General features: G+C 39.2%; 15 protein-coding genes. 2 read left to right on the top strand and 13 right to left on the bottom strand.

Translation table 11 applies throughout. The annotated features are described in order from the left end of the window. Positions 1 to 237: 237 nt before the first annotated feature. The 11 genes from V7O61_RS06705 to V7O61_RS06655 form a co-directional block, all read right to left on the bottom strand. Positions 238 to 1,599, bottom strand: coding sequence for a type II secretion system F family protein (locus tag V7O61_RS06705; protein WP_407282340.1), 1,362 nt, complete (start codon positions 1,597 to 1,599; stop codon positions 238 to 240). Beyond that, complete coding sequence (locus tag V7O61_RS06700; protein WP_023846395.1) at positions 1,596 to 2,513, bottom strand: type II secretion system F family protein; 918 nt, start codon at positions 2,511 to 2,513, stop codon at positions 1,596 to 1,598. The genes V7O61_RS06705 and V7O61_RS06700 overlap by 4 nt, the downstream gene beginning before the upstream one ends. Next, positions 2,514 to 4,679 carry a type II/IV secretion system ATPase subunit gene (locus tag V7O61_RS06695; RefSeq protein WP_407282341.1) on the bottom strand — a complete coding sequence of 722 codons (2,166 nt, stop codon included), beginning with the start codon at positions 4,677 to 4,679 and terminating at the stop codon, positions 2,514 to 2,516. Further along, positions 4,672 to 5,565: a phosphate ABC transporter permease PstA gene (gene pstA / locus V7O61_RS06690; RefSeq protein WP_407282342.1), complete on the bottom strand. Its 894-nt coding sequence runs from the start codon at positions 5,563 to 5,565 to the stop codon at positions 4,672 to 4,674. The genes V7O61_RS06695 and pstA overlap by 8 nt, the downstream gene beginning before the upstream one ends. Beyond that, positions 5,562 to 6,470 carry a phosphate ABC transporter permease subunit PstC gene (pstC, locus tag V7O61_RS06685; protein ID WP_407282343.1) on the bottom strand — a complete coding sequence of 303 codons (909 nt, stop codon included), beginning with the start codon at positions 6,468 to 6,470 and terminating at the stop codon, positions 5,562 to 5,564. Before pstC ends, pstA begins: the two co-directional genes overlap by 4 nt. A gap of 60 nt (positions 6,471 to 6,530) precedes the next feature. Continuing rightward, on the bottom strand, positions 6,531 to 7,520 hold the full coding sequence (locus V7O61_RS06680) for a substrate-binding domain-containing protein (RefSeq protein WP_407282344.1): 990 nt from the start codon (positions 7,518 to 7,520) through the stop codon (positions 6,531 to 6,533). A 341-nt stretch (positions 7,521 to 7,861) separates the two neighbouring features. Beyond that, the gene (locus tag V7O61_RS06675; RefSeq protein WP_407282345.1) at positions 7,862 to 9,913 is read right to left on the bottom strand and encodes a hypothetical protein; all 2,052 of its coding nucleotides are present in this window, start codon (positions 9,911 to 9,913) and stop codon (positions 7,862 to 7,864) included. Positions 9,914 to 10,465: 552 nt separating this feature from the next. After that, positions 10,466 to 10,831 (bottom strand): hypothetical protein, encoded by a 366-nt coding sequence (locus V7O61_RS06670; RefSeq protein ID WP_245596138.1) that lies wholly within the window; start codon positions 10,829 to 10,831, stop codon positions 10,466 to 10,468. A gap of 22 nt (positions 10,832 to 10,853) precedes the next feature. Further along, the gene (locus V7O61_RS06665) at positions 10,854 to 11,816 is read right to left on the bottom strand and encodes a phosphate uptake regulator PhoU (protein WP_023846388.1); all 963 of its coding nucleotides are present in this window, start codon (positions 11,814 to 11,816) and stop codon (positions 10,854 to 10,856) included. 116 nt (positions 11,817 to 11,932) lie between these two features. Next, positions 11,933 to 13,738 (bottom strand): ATP-binding protein, encoded by a 1,806-nt coding sequence (locus V7O61_RS06660; RefSeq protein WP_023846387.1) that lies wholly within the window; start codon positions 13,736 to 13,738, stop codon positions 11,933 to 11,935. 8 nt (positions 13,739 to 13,746) lie between these two features. Continuing rightward, positions 13,747 to 14,667, bottom strand: a complete 921-nt coding sequence (locus tag V7O61_RS06655; protein ID WP_023846386.1) for a PhnD/SsuA/transferrin family substrate-binding protein — start codon at positions 14,665 to 14,667, stop codon at positions 13,747 to 13,749. Positions 14,668 to 14,832: 165 nt separating this feature from the next. Between V7O61_RS06655 and V7O61_RS06650 the strand changes: the two genes are divergently transcribed. Then, positions 14,833 to 15,750 carry a PstS family phosphate ABC transporter substrate-binding protein gene (locus tag V7O61_RS06650; RefSeq protein ID WP_023846385.1) on the top strand — a complete coding sequence of 306 codons (918 nt, stop codon included), beginning with the start codon at positions 14,833 to 14,835 and terminating at the stop codon, positions 15,748 to 15,750. A 45-nt stretch (positions 15,751 to 15,795) separates the two neighbouring features. Here V7O61_RS06650 and aroC read toward each other — a convergent pair whose 3' ends face one another. Both aroC and V7O61_RS06640 read right to left on the bottom strand, forming a co-directional pair. Next, positions 15,796 to 16,890: a chorismate synthase gene (aroC, locus tag V7O61_RS06645; RefSeq protein ID WP_023846384.1), complete on the bottom strand. Its 1,095-nt coding sequence runs from the start codon at positions 16,888 to 16,890 to the stop codon at positions 15,796 to 15,798. A gap of 25 nt (positions 16,891 to 16,915) precedes the next feature. Beyond that, the gene (locus V7O61_RS06640; protein ID WP_023846383.1) at positions 16,916 to 17,797 is read right to left on the bottom strand and encodes a cation diffusion facilitator family transporter; all 882 of its coding nucleotides are present in this window, start codon (positions 17,795 to 17,797) and stop codon (positions 16,916 to 16,918) included. A 186-nt stretch (positions 17,798 to 17,983) separates the two neighbouring features. On the opposite strand from V7O61_RS06640, the gene V7O61_RS06635 reads away from it, so the two are divergent. Then, the gene (locus V7O61_RS06635) at positions 17,984 to 18,661 is read left to right on the top strand and encodes a hypothetical protein (protein WP_023846382.1); all 678 of its coding nucleotides are present in this window, start codon (positions 17,984 to 17,986) and stop codon (positions 18,659 to 18,661) included. Positions 18,662 to 18,782: the final 121 nt, after the last annotated feature.

The following is an 18,782-nucleotide window of genomic DNA, read 5'->3' as shown; positions in this document are numbered from 1 at the left end:
TCATTCAAATATTGTCGTATTTATTTAGAGTATTACATAAATCTGAGACGAAAGTATTCCAGAGTACGTCGAAATTATTTGTGTATTATGATTGGAAAACGCCGGCTTCGCCGGACCCTTCGGGATGAATCCAGTTATTCATGCCTTCAATGAATCGATTTGTTGTTGCCTTTAAGTTTTAATGGTTGGATTTCTACTTATCCAAAATGATACTTTTTTGGAACAAAAAAAAGGAGATTAGTCTCCTCCTTCATTCACAATTATTGTTGCTGTACCTTGAGATTCACCAGCTGTTGCAGTTACAACATACGTACCTGCAGTTGAACCCGGAACCGGGGACACAGTTACTGTTCCGTCATCCTCAGTCATAGAACTTGTGATCACTCCAGTGGGTGTTATTGTCATTTTGACAAACGTACCTGCAGCAGGATTTCCATCTACATCAGTTATATTGAATATAATTGGCTGCTGTAAGGGAATACCACCCATAACTTCCTGTGCATCGCCTGAAACTACAGTAACCATGTATGTGCTACCCACACCTGCCGGAAGAAGCAATGTAACACATGCAACATAGCTCAAGGCTATCAATATAGCTGAATGTTTGAATCCATGCTTGATCTCACCTTCTGTAATCTGTCCGACTATAAGTCCACCAAAGAGAGCATTAAGTATAATCATATGGAAAAAACCACGCTCAAAGTCAATATCCGAAAGACCTGCACCACCAAGCATTTCCATTCCAACACCCTGAATAAGAGGTAACAGGGATGTTGAGAGAATATATGTCAACATTACGATAATACCCTGAGCAAGGTAGAAAATTACAATATACTGCTTCAAATTTGCTTCCTTTTCTCGCTGGATAGCAATCACTGATCTCATGTCCTCTGAGGTCCGGAATAACAGGTCAGCCACATTACCACCAGTATAAGCAGCCTGAACGACGACGTCAATATATCTGGAAACAAGACGGCTTTTCATTGAATCTGACATTCTGTGCATAGATTCCTCAAAGGATTTTCCAAGCACCATTGAAGATGCAGCATCCTGTGCATGAGTGCTGATTGCTCCAAGATTAGTCTTGGAGAGATTGATAAAACCCTTGACAGGATCTATACCGCCACGCATCAGTTCGGATAGTTTATACAGAAACTCACTGAAAGCGACTTCTCTTTTTTGAAGATTTCTTTTTTCTATGAATGAATCTATAGAATATGGAATAATAGCCACAAGTATTGCAAACACCATAATATGATCCAAATCATCTTTTGGTTTATCCTCTTCAGTTTCTGGTTCTACCTCTTCCTCTTCGGTGGCTACAACCTCACCTCTTTCTGCAGCTTCTGCAGCCTCCATTTCAGCTACAAGTTGCTCATATGCAGCTTGTTTAGCAGCAGCTTCGTCACTAACTGCTGCACCGCCAGCTGCAGCTTCATCAGTTACAAAGGAATGACCGGTAATTAAAGCCATGACCACGATCATTAATGCAATAAAGACAGGGATACCTAATGTGAGATATTCACGCTTGATATCATAACGTATAGTCAGCATTTGATGATAACGCTCTGCTGTCAGACGATATTTTTCAATATTCATAGAGTGCTCCTTGAATATTTCATCCATAATAAAATCAGGAAAACGATGTTTATGAAAGGTAACATGAAGTAAACGAAGAACTGGAACATCTGTTTGGCCGTAAATGGACCAAGATCAATTCCAAGAGCACTTGTAACCACGATCATCAGGACTACAAGTACAACACTCATAACTACTCCACTCAGATAACCTTCACCGTAAACTCCAAGAGAATCCACGAACTCCTGCTGCATTTTTCTCCTCATGTCCATGAGTTCCCTGGATTTCATTTCAAGATAAGTTCGAAGGCCACCACCGGACTGCATGGCATTGGCAAGATCAATGCATATTGCCCTTAGGGATTCAGATGATGTGTTGCGTATGAGGTGATTCATGGCACTTACACCATCTTCACCAAGAACATCCACACGATACATTACTTTACCAAATTCAACTGAAACGTCACCATAGTCCTCGATTGCAACTTTCCTGATAACATCCATAGGTGAAGAACCCGAACTTGCAAGAATGGTCATGTACCCGAGAGTGAAAGGCAGTTCCTGCTCAATATTCATGTTCTTGTTGGAAACTTTGTTGTATAACATGAACGGAAAACCGCTTACGGTTAGTCCGAATGTCAGGAAGGTAAGTACAGATATGTAGACAAGTGGAGATGATGATTTTGTAAAAAGTAAAACTGATAATAAAAACACTATTCCTGAAGCCAGACCTGCGGTAACCAATGCCAGAGACATGAACATTCCCGGAGTAAGCACCATGTCTGCCTGATAGAGTGACTTAGCGATGTCATCCTGTGGTTTTTTGTCTATGTGTTTACCAAAGACATAACAGAACATCTTATATTTTTCAATATACTTGTTAGTACTTCCATCATTGAAAGCCTGATGGACATCGACATCCTGGGTCTTGACCATTTAGTGAGTCATCTCCAGCAATTCATCTTTTTCTCGTGAATACCTTCTGATGGCTCTGGCCACATCCTCATAATCAGTAATTCCATCACGTGCAAGCCCTTCCAGATATCTTGCCCTGAGATCCATTTCCCTTACCAGTTCATACTGATCGATACCAAATTCATCATTGATGTCATCAAACATTGCACTGCTGCCACTGTACTCATACTCATCCGTGATGGGATTCCATTTAAATACAGGATTTGTGATGAGGTCGCCACGTTCAGGATCAAGTTCCACTATTTCTACAATTCTCAGAGCACGTCTGAGGAAATGTTCACCAACTTTGATCATGGAATTAAAAATTACCATATCAACACTGGCAAAAAGGTTCCTTGGCACGTTCATTGGTTCTGATTCAACCCTGGAAAGTAATTCCTGTATAGAACCTGCGTGTATTGTCCCCATACATGGGTGACCTACGGAAATTGCCTGGAAAAGTGTACCGGCTTCAGCACCACGGACCTCACCAACCACTATGTATTCTGGTCTTTGTCTCAAAGCAGCTTTAAGCAGGTCGAAAAGTTCGATATCACCTGCGGATTTTCCACCTTCGCTACTGCCTCCAAAACCTGCTCTTGTGATAGACTGAGTCCAGTTTGGATGCATGAGGTTCATTTCCGCAGTATCTTCAATGGATACAATCTTATATTCCGGTGGAATGAAAGCACCAAGAGCGTTCAGGGTAGTTGTCTTTCCTGAAGCTGTTCCTCCGGCTGCAAGCACAGAACGTTTGTATTCCACCATGAGCCAGAAATAAGCGAGAACTGTAGAATCATAGGTCTTGTAATTCATCAGGTCAATGCATGAAACCGGATTGGATCTGAAACGCCTGATTGTGAATGTGGAACCTCTTTTAGTGACCTCTTTTCCAAGTGTCAGATTTGCACGACTTCCATCTACTAGTGTTGCATCCCTGATAGGCTCCAGTACGGAAATATGCCTGCCTGCTGCCTGTGCCATCCTCATGACAAAATTGTTGAGTTCGATTTCTTCATAGATTACATCCGTTGCAACAGAACCGTAAACCCTGTGGTTGACATAAAGTGGAGTAAAAGGACCGTTACAGGTAATATCTTCAATATACGGATCCTTCATCAAAAGGTCCATCCTGTCAAAGCCCATGTATTTTTTGTGAAGGTAATAGAAGAATTTGTCTTTCTGGGTTTCGGTAAGTTTCAGACGGTAGATGTCAACTATAAGATCAAACCTATCCCTGAGAGCCTCGACACGATCTTCTTCCTCAACGAGAAGAATCTCAGAGTGTGCCATTTTATCAAAAGCATTCTGCACAATGAACATTGCCTCTTTTTCAGATTCACTGAGCGGAGGTTCAAGGCACTGATACTGAAGAGACTCCCCGGTAAATTCAATATGAACATACTGGAACCCGGAAGTAACCTCATAGGTGATGTTAACTTCCTTTTGTGGAACTCCCGGTGCAGGAATTGTGATTTCACCAACGATGAATTCCATCTCTTCGATAATTTCCGGTTTCGGAGATATTATCTGCTCTATCTTTTTAACAAGTGATGAAACAGAAGAGTCATCATTTGGATCTTGTTCCTGTAGTTCTCCAGATTCGATATCATCGTTATCTTCGGTTTCTGGAAGGTTTTTCTTTTTTTTACCGAAATTCAGGTTCAGATCTAGATTGAATTTTGATTTCTTTTTTACAGGTTTTGAGCTTTGTACTTCAGGCTCTTCTATTGAAGCTACTGAATCACTTTTTTTGGAAGATTTCTTTGGCTTTTTACCAATCTTAAAACCAAATTTTTTCTTTTTTTCTGTATTTTCATCTGGATCTGAGACTTCTGATTCCTCAACAATAATATCAGGTTCTGGTTTCAAAGAGATATCACTAATATCGTCTTCAGTATTTAGGGAAAAATCCTCAGATATTTCCTGATTATCTATGATTTCAGGTTCGTCTGAGACCGAAATTATTTCCTCTTCGCTTATGTGACCATTGCCGGAAAACTCCTCCTCTTCTGCGGATTCGATTGTTTCAAATGGCAAGTCTGACACGTATCCAGCACCAGATACTGATGCCCTGTCATCTGCTGTTTCAACTGCCTCAGATGACTTTTTTTTGGTGAATCTAGAGCGCAGTTGAAGTTTAGCCAATTCTGCGCCTCCAGAGAATTAACTTAGCAGTGAGATTAATTAAAAAAACAATCACTATGATTACAAATGCTGCTGCAAATCCTTCTGAAACAGGAATCAAATGGGGCGAATGAAATGATTTGTAAATAGTAAGTGGAAGCGACCCCACTGGATGTTGAAGGGGAAAAATCTTCAATCCAAATATATACTTTTCATCTGGAAGAATCTTGAGTTCTGGCATGAACTGTGAATAACCGGCTGAGAGAATAACAACTGCTGATTCTTCTGCTGCCCTTCCTATTCCTAAAACAACACCAGTAATAATTCCAGTGGTTGCATAAGGTATTGTAATTAATCTAGTAGTATCCCACTTATTTGCTCCAAGAGCATAGCTTGCTTCTTCAATTTCGCGAGGAACTGTGTTTATCGCTTCTTCAGTTGATCTTTCAATAACTGGTAAAATCAATATTGCAAGAGCTATACTGCCTGCAATCAAGGAGTAACCTCCGGTTATATATCTCATTTGTATTACAATAAACATCAGGGCAAATATGCCAAGAACTATAGAAGGAGTGCCCGAAAGTACATCTATCATAAAGGTAAGAGTTTTCACGAGTTTTCCCTGTTTTGCATATCTTTTTAGATAAACTGCCGTTCCAACTGCGAGAGGAGTTGCAAGAATGGTTGAAACTAATGACAATAAAATAGTCCCAGCAACCGCATTTCCAATTCCGCCACCAAGACCTTTTGCAACAGATTCGGGAGTAGTCAAGAAGTAAAGACTCAAGCTAGGCAAACCTCGCATAAAAATCTGACTCAAAATAATAAATAATATTAGTACCGTACTAGCTCCGGCAAGATAACAAATAAATTTGAAGAAAAGTTCCTTTATCTGTCTGGAATTCATATTTTACTCTCCAATTTTCTTGCAGCAAGAATGAACAGGATCTCAATTGCAAAGAGCACCGCAGCTATTGCAAAAAGAGCACTCATATGTTCTGGATTTGCCATTTTTTCACCTGCATCATTCAATATTTTTGAGGTCATGGCATAACTGACACTGAAAATTGTTGTAGGGACACTGACACTATTTCCAAGAAGCATTACGACTGCCATCGTCTCACCCATAGCCCGCATTGTCCCGAGTACTATGGATGCCATTATCCCCCCTGATGCAGAAGGGAGCACGACCTTCCTGACAGTTTCCCAGTGAGTGGCACCAATTGCAAATGAGGCTTCCTTGTATGCAAAAGGCACGGACCTAATGGCATTTTCAGACAATGCAACAATTGTAGGCAAGATCATTACTGCAAGAACCATGGAAGCCAGCAGAACACCATCACCCAAATTAGGATTCGGATCACTGAATATTGGAATGAATCCGAAATTACTGCTAATAAAAGGTTTTAGGTGATCCACCATAAACCTACTCAGGATGACAAAACCAAATATACCGTAGACTACCGAAGGTATACCTACAAGTAATTCGACCATGGTTCGAATCATAGGTGCAATTTTTTTAGGTGCAAACTCCGCAAGAAAAATTGCCGTGAAAATCCCCAGAGGGATAGCAAGTATTAAAGTTACAATCGTAAGTGACAGAGTACCAATAATAAAGAGCCTTATACCATAAATACTGCGAGAATAGTTCCAGACATCACCTATTATGAAATTAATTACACCCTGACTTTGTAGCACAGGAAAAGCAGTGTAAAAAACAAATCCAATAAAGAAGATAACAATTAGAGTTGTAATTATTCCACAAACTGTTAGATAAGCCTGTGCAATTGCAGATCTTACATCCGTTTTCATGATTTACCAATAACTAAAAAAAGAGATTTGTGTCACAAAAGACACAAATCAGTGATTTACTTAGTAGTCTATCTGGGTCCTTGCGTAGTATCCACATTCTGTGAAGTATGGGATTGAACCTGGGCTCATTGCGAAGTCGATAAAGTCACTTTCAAGTGAGCTTGGCTCACCATTGGTGAGGAAATTGAGTGGTCTTGTAAGGTCTTCTTCATAAAGTGTATCATCGCCTCTGAGTACACCTTTGATGTCAGATTCAGTTACAGGTCCAAAGTTATCAATTGCAATAATTGTAACTTCTGTTGAACCCTTTGCAAATCCATAGTCTACAAAGCCGATAGAATTAGCTGTGCCTGCGACCTTGTCGTATACGCCCTGGTTTCCGCTAGCACCAATAGCACTTGAGTCATCTACATCTTTGTCATTATAGTATTCGCCGCCAAGAGCCTTTGCAAATGTTTCTTCTGTTCCACTTGCATCTGATCTCTGGAAGAGAGTAAATTCTGTACCTGAACCTGCAATTGCGAGCTGGCTGCCTGCAGATGGAGTTGCAAGGGTAATTTTACCAGCTGAAGCATTTTCATACATGAATCTGAGGTCAGTAAGAGTGACATTGTTAGATTCATTGATATTTGCATTGTTTGCAATTACTACTACTGCACTGTAACCGATTGTGTGTGTCTCGATATCTGGATAGTCAGCCTTGGTTACATCCTTGGATGCCATACCGATATCAATAAGATCGTTGAGTGCACCGGAGATACCAGCATCAGAACCGCCTTCCTGTACATCTACATTAATGTCACGATCTTCCATGTATGCTTCTGCGATAAGTTCTGCTACAGGTGTTACAGTTGTACTACCTGCGAGACGGAGTGTTGTGGATGATGCAGCCATTGCATCGCCTGCACTTGCGGAGTCAGATACGTCACTTGAGAATGAACCCATGATGGTTCCTACAGCTGCTGCGCCTGCGATTGCTACTACTACTAAAACGAGGGTAGCAACGATAGGTGAAACACCAGCTTCATCGTTGAAAATTTTCTTAAACATATTTATCGTACACCAATTTATTTTATGTTCCTATTCAGAGCGGGGTTTAATCGCTCTGGCACCTAATTGGCATGCGGATATATAATGCTTGTACAAGGAATGTATATAGTACAATAAACCATATAGAATTCCAATATCTCTATATATTGGTGCATATACAACAAATAATTCCATATAAATGTAACTTGGTGAACTATATTCTATTATTAAGAGAGAATGCATTTATAAAAATGACCAAGAGCCATCATATTTTTTGATAATTCAATTAATCAAAAAGTATACAAAAAAAGGTCAATGTATATTGAATTAATAAAATATTTGCAGAAAAGAAGAAAATAGGATTATTTTGAAATTAAAGTGTATACCAGAAGGAATACGACAAGTGCTATACCTATAACTACTGCATACAGATAGTTTTCAACAGCATCTACAGCAGCTCCTTCAGCAATACCAAAAACAGAAGATACACCACTAAGAGCACCTTTAAAAGTATTGCTTACAAATTGCTGTGCTTTGTCAAATATATTGATGATATGGGAAATAATTTTAGATAAGAATGAAGTTGAAGATTCAGTTTCTACTTCCAGTACAACATCAGAAGTATCAGGCATTTCATCATCAACTGAATTGAATTCATCCTCTGTATCATCTTCAGGAAGATTCACAATTTCTGGCTCATCTTCAACAACAGTTATGGGCACTGCAACAGTACTATTTCCGGTAATATCAGCTTCAGTTACCCATCCACCACTCAAAGGTTTCCAGTATTGTTTGATTTCAGCGCCACCTACATAATAAGAAGACTGAGCTTCGCCTTCATAATCCCATATAGACTTAAATTCACAAACAGCTGCCGGAAGATCAGGTAAATCACCGGAAGAGAACTCATATGACATGGAAAGTGATGAGCCAGGAGGAAGCAACACACCCTTTACTGAAACTGTTTGCGTACCATCAACCACCGTTGTACTGAGATCCCACTCGCTAAGAGGCAGATCGCTTCCTTCCAAGCTCTTTTCCAGACTTCCACTCACATAATTCAGATCATCGGGAATGGTATCAGTAAGATTTATCCAGGCTGCACGGTCGCCATCGTTAGATAGATCAAGAGAAACAGTATAATCAGAATCAACATTGGATAATGTTTTATCAACTACTATATGGGGACCATGAACCGTTAAACTTTCAGATCCTGAACTCCATGTAAGATTTTCACCAAAGAAATTTGCAGTAACTACAACTTTGTCAAAGTTGTATTTACCTGGAACTATAGGAACCAACTTCTGACCAATATAATACTGACCATCAGTCTCCATTGAGGAGTAATCACCAGATTCATAAATCTCAGATATTGCAAGATCATCCGGGATAACAGAGAACTGGACATCCATATCATCAATAGCATAAAGACCCATATTGAAAACTCTGGTCCTCAAAAATGAATACTCATCTGCACCCCTAATCTCAAAATCAATTGATGCAGAACTGCTTGTACTTTTATCAAGCTGTTTTACGTACCATGTGCTCATATTTAGTTCTTCATTCACAATTTCCATGGTTACTTTAAGTTCCGGATCTGTGCACTCGAAATCTATTGACTCATTGGCATCAAAATATCCATCTTTTATGTCATATCCACCGGCAGTAGCATTTACATAATAAACCAGATCATAAGGAGAAGTCTTACCGTCCCACTCAGGCGCCACCACTGTAAAATTCATTTCAACAATGTCACCCACTTCAAGGCAGCCTATGTTCTTCTTTAGAATACCATCCCTGTATTCGAAATCCTCTTTTGAGCGTACCCTCATTTCCCCCGTATCTACTTTAAGAATAACATTTTCAACCCAGGCATCACCTGTGTTTTTTACAGTTATATCTATCTTTTTCTCCTCTCCGGGGGCATATTGATCTGAAGAAACACTAACTCCATCTATCATTTCAGAACTTGCAGACAACTCTATTTCTAGTTCAGGCATACCTCTTGAATATAAATTAAGACTTGCTGATGGTGTTTTATATCCATCCACCGAAATACCGGAAATCTCTACTTTAACTTCGTTGTCCCATTCAAGCCAGCTGTCATCATCAGAACCTTCAAGGAAGAGGAACTCTTTGCGCACAATTCCATCCTTTTCAATAGAAATGAGTGCAGATTCAAGACTTTTATCAAAATCATCAGCCCGAAAAGTATAATATTCACCGTTGATCTCTACAGTCTCAACCTGACCCCACTGGACAGTTACACTACCATCACTGATCCATTCGATGCAATAATCAAGATCATCACATGGACACTCTGTATTTGCAGATGCAAGAGGTAGATGTGAAGAGAACAGCAGTAATACTACCATGCATAACAGACAGAGTATGCTTATTTTCGTTTTTCTCACAAACTCCACTCCGTTATTGTGATTTTTTGGATACTTTTCTGGACAGAACGTATATCAGCAGTGCATATCCCGCTAGAGTAACGAAAACAAAGGGTACAGCCATGTTAAAAAAAGAGGAGGCTGTGTACCAGCATGTTGAATAGAAGGTATATAGGGAAAGTACCACCGCTGCCAGCAAACTGACTATTCTCTTCATAATTTGCAGAATACACACGTAATCATATATCCCTTGCACAAAGGAATTACATACAACCATTTCTACTATTGTGTACTAAATAGACTATATAAATGAAGCAACCATTTCCCATTTTCATTTCTACAAAAACAACCATTAAGCTAAAAAAAAGTAAGCATCCGCCGAAGGCGGCACATTCCTATGATTCTTAATAGAAGATTATTACAAGAACTATTGTACTTATCAAGAATTCTACAGACGACACTGTGAAAAAGTACAAACTGTTTGCAGAACATATTGTTTTTTCTGTTGGGAAAACGCCGTCTTCACCGGACCCTTCGGGATAACTCCAGTTATCCATGAACCACGTTCCCAGGTCATCCCCGTTTAAATATTTCATATCCGAATACCGATATGGCAATGATTATGGAAGTCATGGAAAGCATGAAAATCATATTAGAATACGTCTCACTTAGCACAAACCATGACAGACCACCAAGAACATGTGTAAGGCTCATGAGTAGGATAATAAAAACACCTATCGGGTAGATCTCCTCATCTTCAAGGAACTTCAGTATAGTATATCCCATGAAATAATAGAAAACAACAGTTAAAGCCAGATATGGAAGAACGATGTTGTGCCTGACTGCAAATACCAGTGTCGGGCTGAATTCATATTCCAGTATCCTTTCAATGCTGCCTGCAAAATAGAAGGTAAGGGAGTAATCAATAATTACACCCACGCAGAGAAAAAGAGGGATGAGTCTATAATTGCGATAAATCGATAGCAGACTCTGCAATATTTGACGCATAATCCTTTATCCTGCTGAAACTGTCAATTATAAGTTCTATAGACTCCTCAGTTGGGAGCTGGGCAGCACTTATGAGCATTTTGTTGAAGATGTCCTCTCTTCCCATTACATTGTTTGCAATATCACTGTCTGACTGGCGCAAAGCTTCGGTACTATCCATGAAAAGGGATTGACACTCCCTGCACAGGTCAACAAGTATTGCAAGTACTTCCTGAGGCAGACTAATGTAAGAGAAATGCAATGATATTTTAGATATGTGGTCACCGATTCTTTCTATGTCATTGGCAGCAAGCCGGTAATAAAATGATTCAACCAGAGTCTGCTTATCATGTTTTGAAGGTTTCTTAAGGTTCAGACGCTCTACATGTTGCTTTGATACAAGCAGGAACATTCTGTCAAGGTCATCATCACGGGATATTATGTGATTGCATAATTCTTTGTCATTTTCCTCAAAGGCAGATGCCAGTTCATCAAGCATGAGATAAACGAGTGAAGACATCCTCTTGAGCCCTTTTTCAATGGTGAAATCTTCCGTGTCCAGAAAATTCTTGATGACTATTTTTTTCTCATCACCTTCAACCATTTCCAGACCTACAAGACGATGGCAAAGGTCTTTAATTTCCCTGCGTGCTGCTGCCGGAATATCATTACCTGAAATTTCTATTGTCTGGTGATCACTTATTATATACAGACCTACAAGATCTCTTTTTATATGCTCAAGTTCTTTGTTAAATTTTATCTTTTTTGTTTTATTAGAAGATTTTACCCCTGGAGGTTTAAGAAGCAGAGAACCATCTTCCTGATAATAAATGGAAATATGGGATCCAGCTTCCAGTTTTGAGCGAGTGGCCCATTTTTTGGGGAGGGTAACCACATATGTGGATTTTCCTGTGATCTGTACTTTTCTTGTATCCATCTTTTTCACAACCCAAAGGAAGATATGACTAATGGACAGGATTTTGGCTATAAAGCTTACCTTAATAGATAGGTAGAATATACATAATCTATATAGATGAAAATGGTTTTTTAGTATCAAAATCCAGGAACTGTAAAATAGAATGTACTTCCTTTTTCCACGGTAGACTCAACCCAGATTTTTCCTCCGTGCTGGTCAATGATATTTTTAACAATAGCCAGACCAAGTCCGTTGCCGCCATATTTACGGGTCGACGAGGAATCAACCTGATAGAATCTTTCAAAAATCAGATCCTGTTGATCCTCCGGAATTCCAACACCTGTGTCTTTTACATAGACAAGAGCTCCGGTGTCTTCCTGCAAAGTGCCTATCTCTACACTTCCGCCTTTGCCTGTGAACTTCAAAGCATTGTCTAAAACCTTTGTTAAGGCATATGCCAGTTTTTCAGGATCACCCTGTACAAACATATCATTGCCCTTGATAACATTGATATCAAGTCCTGAGGCTTCCATTTTACCATTGAAAGACTTGAAAGCTATATCAACAATACTATTGATGCTTGTTTTGACCATATCCATTTTCTCGAGTTCATCATCAGATCTGGCGACCTCCAGAAGATCCTGTATCATCCAGTTTTGTCTTTCAAGCGCTTTCAGTGACTTTTCAAGGAAAGAATTCCTTTTTTGCATATTCTCTTCATCAATGGCAATTTCCACATAGCCTTTCATGATATTCAAAGGAGTGCGCAATTCATGGGAAATATTTGCTATTATATTACGCTTCATTTGCTCAAGTTTTTTCATTTCAGTAATATCCTTGGCAACTGCAACATATTTTAGCTCATTGCGGTACTCAACAACGGCTATACTCATCATTATTGATTTCATTTTGCCGTTACCGGCCCGGAAATTCATTTCTCTGATAAAAGTGATATTCTTATCAGGAGATTCAAAAAAAGATGTCAAATCCTTATTATCAATAACAAAAGAAAGAACATCATAACCGACAATCCGGTCCATACTTGTTTCAGAGATCTGGATGAAAGCTTCATTGGCAAATTCTATCTTACCACTATTATCGATAACAATTATTCCATCGAGACTCCCTGAAACTATCTTGGTCAGATAATTACGTGTTTCAAGTATCTCTTTTGATGCCTTCTCCTTTTCCTCAATAAGGTATCCAATATGGTCTGCCATGTCATTAAAAGATTTAGCTAACTGGCCTATTTCATTATTTGAACTTATGCAGGCCTTGTGATCCAGATGTCCTTTTCCGAATGTTTCTACTGATTTTTTCAATTCCAGAATAGGATTGGAAACTACAGAACCTGCAAGATACGCAACATAGGAACCAACCACAAGAAGCAATAGTACAAACAAAATGAGATATCTTGTGAATTTATCAGCCGTTGTCCTGATGTTCTCCTGAGACATTCCTACATGAACTTCCCCTGCATTTCCCTCAAGAATAGGACATGAAATATCCCTGATGTATCCCAGTTCAGTATCAAGCAACAGTGTATTGGTTTCATCTACTGCAGGATTTATTCCCTTTAGATCTACAGGAAATCCACCACTAAACGTGTGAACCAGGACTTCACCATGTTCATTAGTTATGAATACATACACAACCTCAGTTTCACTCTCTTTGATGGTTTTCACAAGCCATTGGAGACGAACCTGATTATCGGTAAGTATAGGGTTTACACTATTCTCTGCAAGATTACGGGTTATTGAAATTCCTTTTTCATTGAGCTCAGTTTTCATCATATTTGTCTGCACGACATTAAGGTAAGAACCCATAAGGACACCGAGTACAAGGATTATACTGACAACAGTGAGGATGAGTTTGGTACGGATACTGAAGTCATCAATGCTTGTGACCAGTTTTTCCATTATGTTACTGTTTCTATCTTCCATTTTACTCCTCACAAGTTATTTCCGTACTCTGCATATGTTTCATGGTCCATTTCAACAAACATATTGAAATGCATTTCTTCAAGAACCTCACGACCTTCTCTGGAATCATGCATACCAAGCAATGTCTTAGCTACATCATTCTTTAGTTCCTGATCAATATCCGGATTCACAGCAACTACAGGAACAAGCTGACCTGAAGAAGAATAAATTATACTAAGATCAGAGTAATCTTCAGATGAACTTTCAACCATGTAAGACCACATTATACAATCAATTTCAGCACCATCCAGGCTTCCCTGATGAACCATATCTATAAAATTATCCTGACTATTGCTGTAAATATAACCGGAGAAGAAGTCGTCCGGTGAACCGTCAATAAAAGGATGCATATAATCCGGAACAATGTCACCCCTATTAAAACGATAACTATTGAATGCAAATTTTTTTCCGTGGAGATTCTCAAGGGAATCTATCCCGGAATCCCCTCTTACGATTACCAGTGATGAACAATACAGATCACCATTGATGACAGGCACTGCAACAATTTCAAGACCAAAATCATCATGTCCTGAAAGATAATCTTCCTCTCTCACAAATACAAAATCAAGATAACCGGTTTCAAGCAGATAGTTGATCTCAGCAGGATTATCACGTTGCACAAGTTCAAACTCAAGGTTTGTCTGCTCAGACAGGTAATTTAAAAAATCATTATAATACTCCATTGTTATTTTTGGAGACGCCATGGCGAATACGCCGATACGCACAGGTTTATCGTTGATATCAGATTGTGTTAATGTTTCGGTATTTTTAAGAGAAACTGTCACTGCTTCCTCAGATTCAAAACAACCGCTGGAAATGATTACTGTTGTAAAAATGAGTAGCAGTACAAAAATACATCCACTGCAACGTATTATTGGCTTGTTTTTCATATCAGTATCCCAACAGTCTTAATTGATATTTAAAAATACCTACATAATTATATTACGCAACATAATTTATTTAAACTGGGATTGAAACTATATAAAATCACCTGTTTATCATAAATTGACAGTATTTATATATCGAAACGATTATCTAAATAATGGGTGTGTTAATTGTCTCAAAATAAAAACTACACAATATTTGCCATTATAATAGCATTATTCATATTGATATCTTTATTTTCATTATACGGACAAAACAATGATGAAAATATAAAAAATACGATATCAAGCAATCAAAATAATTACACGGCTGATAGCACAGACACTACTTTAAATGAGATCTTCATTAAAGGCTCTGACACCATTTTACCGGTTTCAATAGCTGAATCTGAATCTTTCATGGAGCTATATCCTGAAAATAAGATAATTGTTATTGGAGGAGGATCATCCCTTGGAATTGCCAGTTTTATTGAAGGAGAAGTGGAGATTGCCATGGCATCAAGAAAAATAAAAGATACTGAAATTGAAAGTGCCATAGATAAAGGAATAAATCCTGTAGAAACAGTCATCGGATGGGATGGAATTGCAGTTATAGTCAATAAAAATAACTCATTTGACAGTTTAACTATTGAGCAACTGAAAAAAATCTATACCGGAGAAGTTACTAACTGGAAAGAGCTTGGTGGCCAGGATGAAGAAATTGAAGTGCTTGTGCGCGATACCAGTTCAGGAACTTACGCTTTTTTCAAAGAACACGTACTTGAAGATGAAGACTACAGTTCTAAAGCGGTGACCGAACCAAATACGGAAGCTATTGTACAGACTGTTGCATCAGATAGTGCAGCCATTGGTTATATAGGACTGGCTTATGCTGATAGTAGCGTGAAAATGCTTGGCCTTGAAACCTCAGAAGGAGTTTTCCATCCGGAGCAGGAATCAATCCTGCAAGGAGAATATCCATTGGCAAGACCACTTCAGTATTACACTAACGGTGAACCAGAAGGGGAAATTGGAGAGTATATAAACTATGTACTGAGTGAACAGGGACAAGTAATAATCAAAGAGATTGGATATCTCCCCATCAACTAAAAATGAATAATGAAAATCGAATTATAATCAAATTCTGGTGGAAAATCATAGAAGGGAGTCAGGACCAATACGTCCACTCCTGATCATATGATCTGCAAGCACAAGTGCCATCATTGACTCTGCAACCGGAACCATTCTTGGCGGGATTGTCGGGTCATGGCGGCCATGTATTTCTACATCGATTTCTTTCATTCCATCCATATCAGCACTTTTCTGGGACTTTGATATGGAAGGAGTGGGTTTTACTGCTATCCTGCAGACCACAGGCATCCCTGTAGATATTCCACCCGTGATTCCGCCGGCGTTGTTCTCTGCAGGAGTTACCTTTCCATTATTGAGTCTAATAGGATCATTCATCTGGCTGCCTTTCATTCCGGCACATTCAAAACCTGCACCAATCTCAACACCCTTTACAGCTCCTATCCCCATCATTGCACAGGCAATATCCGCATCCAGTTTGTCAAATACTGGTTCACCAAGTCCTGCCGGAACACCGGTAGCAATAATTTCCACAATACCACCGATACTGTCACCTTCAAAACGGGCTTTGTTTACCTGCTCCAGCATTTTTTCAGCAGCTTCCGGGTCAGCACAGCGTACAACATTGCTATCAACGTTGCTGCGTATTTCCTCAAATGAGAGTGATTTTGCTTTTACACCACCAAGTTCTGTTACATGAGCAAAAACCTCAACTCCTTTCTGTGACAGGAGTTTCCTGGCAACAGCACCTCCGGCAACCCTGCCGATGGTTTCCCTGCCCGATGACCTTCCACCACCTCGGTGATCACGGATACCATATTTTTCAGTATAAGCAAGATCCGCATGTCCCGGTCTTGGGATGTTCTTTATGTAATCATATGCACTGGATTTTGCATTCTTGTTCCAGACCATCATGGAAACCGGCATTCCGGTTGTTGTTCCATCAATTACACCGGACAGGATCTCTACAGAATCAGATTCGGAACGAGGTGTTGAAACTTCGCTCTGGCCCGGTCTTCGCCTGTCAAGATCTTTTTGAATATCCTCTTCTGAAAGTTCAAGTCCTGCAGGTATGCCGTCAACAACGACTCCAAGGGCTTTTCCATGCGATTCACCCCATGTTGTTATTCTGAAAGAATGTCCGAATGAATTTCCTGGCATAATTGTATAGACCTCTTGATACTATTTATACCGACCGAGTGTGAGCCGGCTCTATATGGACAAGAACATCCTCTATTCCATCAAAATTTTCCCTGATCCTGTATTGCACAATATGGGATATGGTATGTGACTTGTATGTTGTCATTTCAGGATCAACCTCTACATGCAGATCAACAAAAACATTCCCCGGAGGACCACGGGTTCTTATTTTATGGCAATCGATGACACCTTCTACATTTCTAACAACGTTTGCTATTTTCTCAGTATCTATCTGTGACTCATCAGCCAGAATTGACACACTATGGAGGATTATCTCTGCTCCTGCATGCAATATGACCAGTGCTATTAAAACAGAAACAATCGGATCAATAAATGGGTATCCCAGATGGATGGCTACAAGGCCGATAATAACTGAAAGTGAAACATAGATATCACTTTTAGTGTGAGCAGAATCTGCAAGAAGAACTTCACTGTTAAGTTCAATACCTCTCCTGCGCTCGTAAGTTGTCACACCGTAATTGACACACATTGTTCCAAGCATTACTGCAAAACTAATTACAGTTACTTCTGGTGTACTTCCGGTTCCAAACCTATTAAAAGCGGAATGCACAATCTCAAAAGCTACAACTGCAAGTATAACTGCTATTACTATGGATGCCAGAGTCTCAAACTTGCGATGACCGTAGGGGTGTTCCTTGTCAGGTGGCTTGGCTGCAATCTGTATACCTATAAGGCCTACTATATTTGAAACACCATCAAAAAGAGAATGATAACCGTCAGACTGCATACTCAGGACATTGGTATACATTCCGTATGCAATCTTTGCAAAAGAAACGGCAAGGTTCAGGAACAGAATATAGATCATTACATTTCTTATCTGCCTGAAACGTGATTCAATATCATACATCTATTATCTATATGGTTATTAACCATCAACAATATAAACTATATGATTTTTGCATCTATAAAAAGAAGGGGACCCAACATTATTTAAGACTAAGTGGGTTAATATATTAATAGATACATACGGTTATTGGTGATAGTTTTGCTCCAGCATAAAAAAAGATTATTTATACTTATAATAGTGGCAATAATGACAGTTACTGCTTTATTTATTTCCGGATGTCTTGAAACCGCACAGACCACACCTGCAACAATAGATGATGCTGCACTTGAAGCTTATGGATGGTCACAAATATCCATGGAGGAAAAATCTCTTGAGCAAAACATTACAGAGACAACATCAATAGTTTTCAATTCTGCAACTGTCAAATATCATAATGACAGGCTTACATCGGACATCAATGAGCAGGTCCTGGAATTCAAAGAAGATAACAATCTTCCGGTTTCCATAGATATACCTGAAAGCCTGAGTGCACAGATTATTACATATCGCCTTTCATTACCTTCCGGAGCACAACTACCAACTGAACTGGTTTCAAAAATAATGGACAGCAGAATGAACGAAATTCGGGAAAATAATGATATTGAAAACACACAGGAATCTTCCACACGTACAATAACATTGGACGATGGTACAGAAACTGTTGTAAAGATATTCACCGCTTCCGGCAACTCCACAGAATCCGGAATGAAAATGATGGGATTTTTTACTTCATTCTCAAATGATGAGTCCAGCACTTTTGTGATGGGATTCGTTCCTGACGGAGCATATACAGTTGATGCAGGAATTATAAACGGGACCGTGTTCTCAATTGATGGTGAAAATGAAATTGATGAAATGCTTCAGCTTGTAAGCACCATAGAATAAAATCCCAATGGATACAAGAGTTAAGAGTTACTATTAAAGTAACTATATAGTTTGTATAAAAGTGAAAACAACTATAGACCATAAATAGTAGCTTAATAAAGAATAGACAGGAATACAAACT

Source organism: Methanolobus sp. WCC1 (assembly GCF_045690315.1).
GTDB classification, from domain to species: Archaea; Halobacteriota; Methanosarcinia; order Methanosarcinales; family Methanosarcinaceae; genus Methanolobus; species Methanolobus tindarius.
Note: the sequence above shows the minus strand (reverse complement) of the source record. Positions and strands in the feature narration are given on the sequence as shown.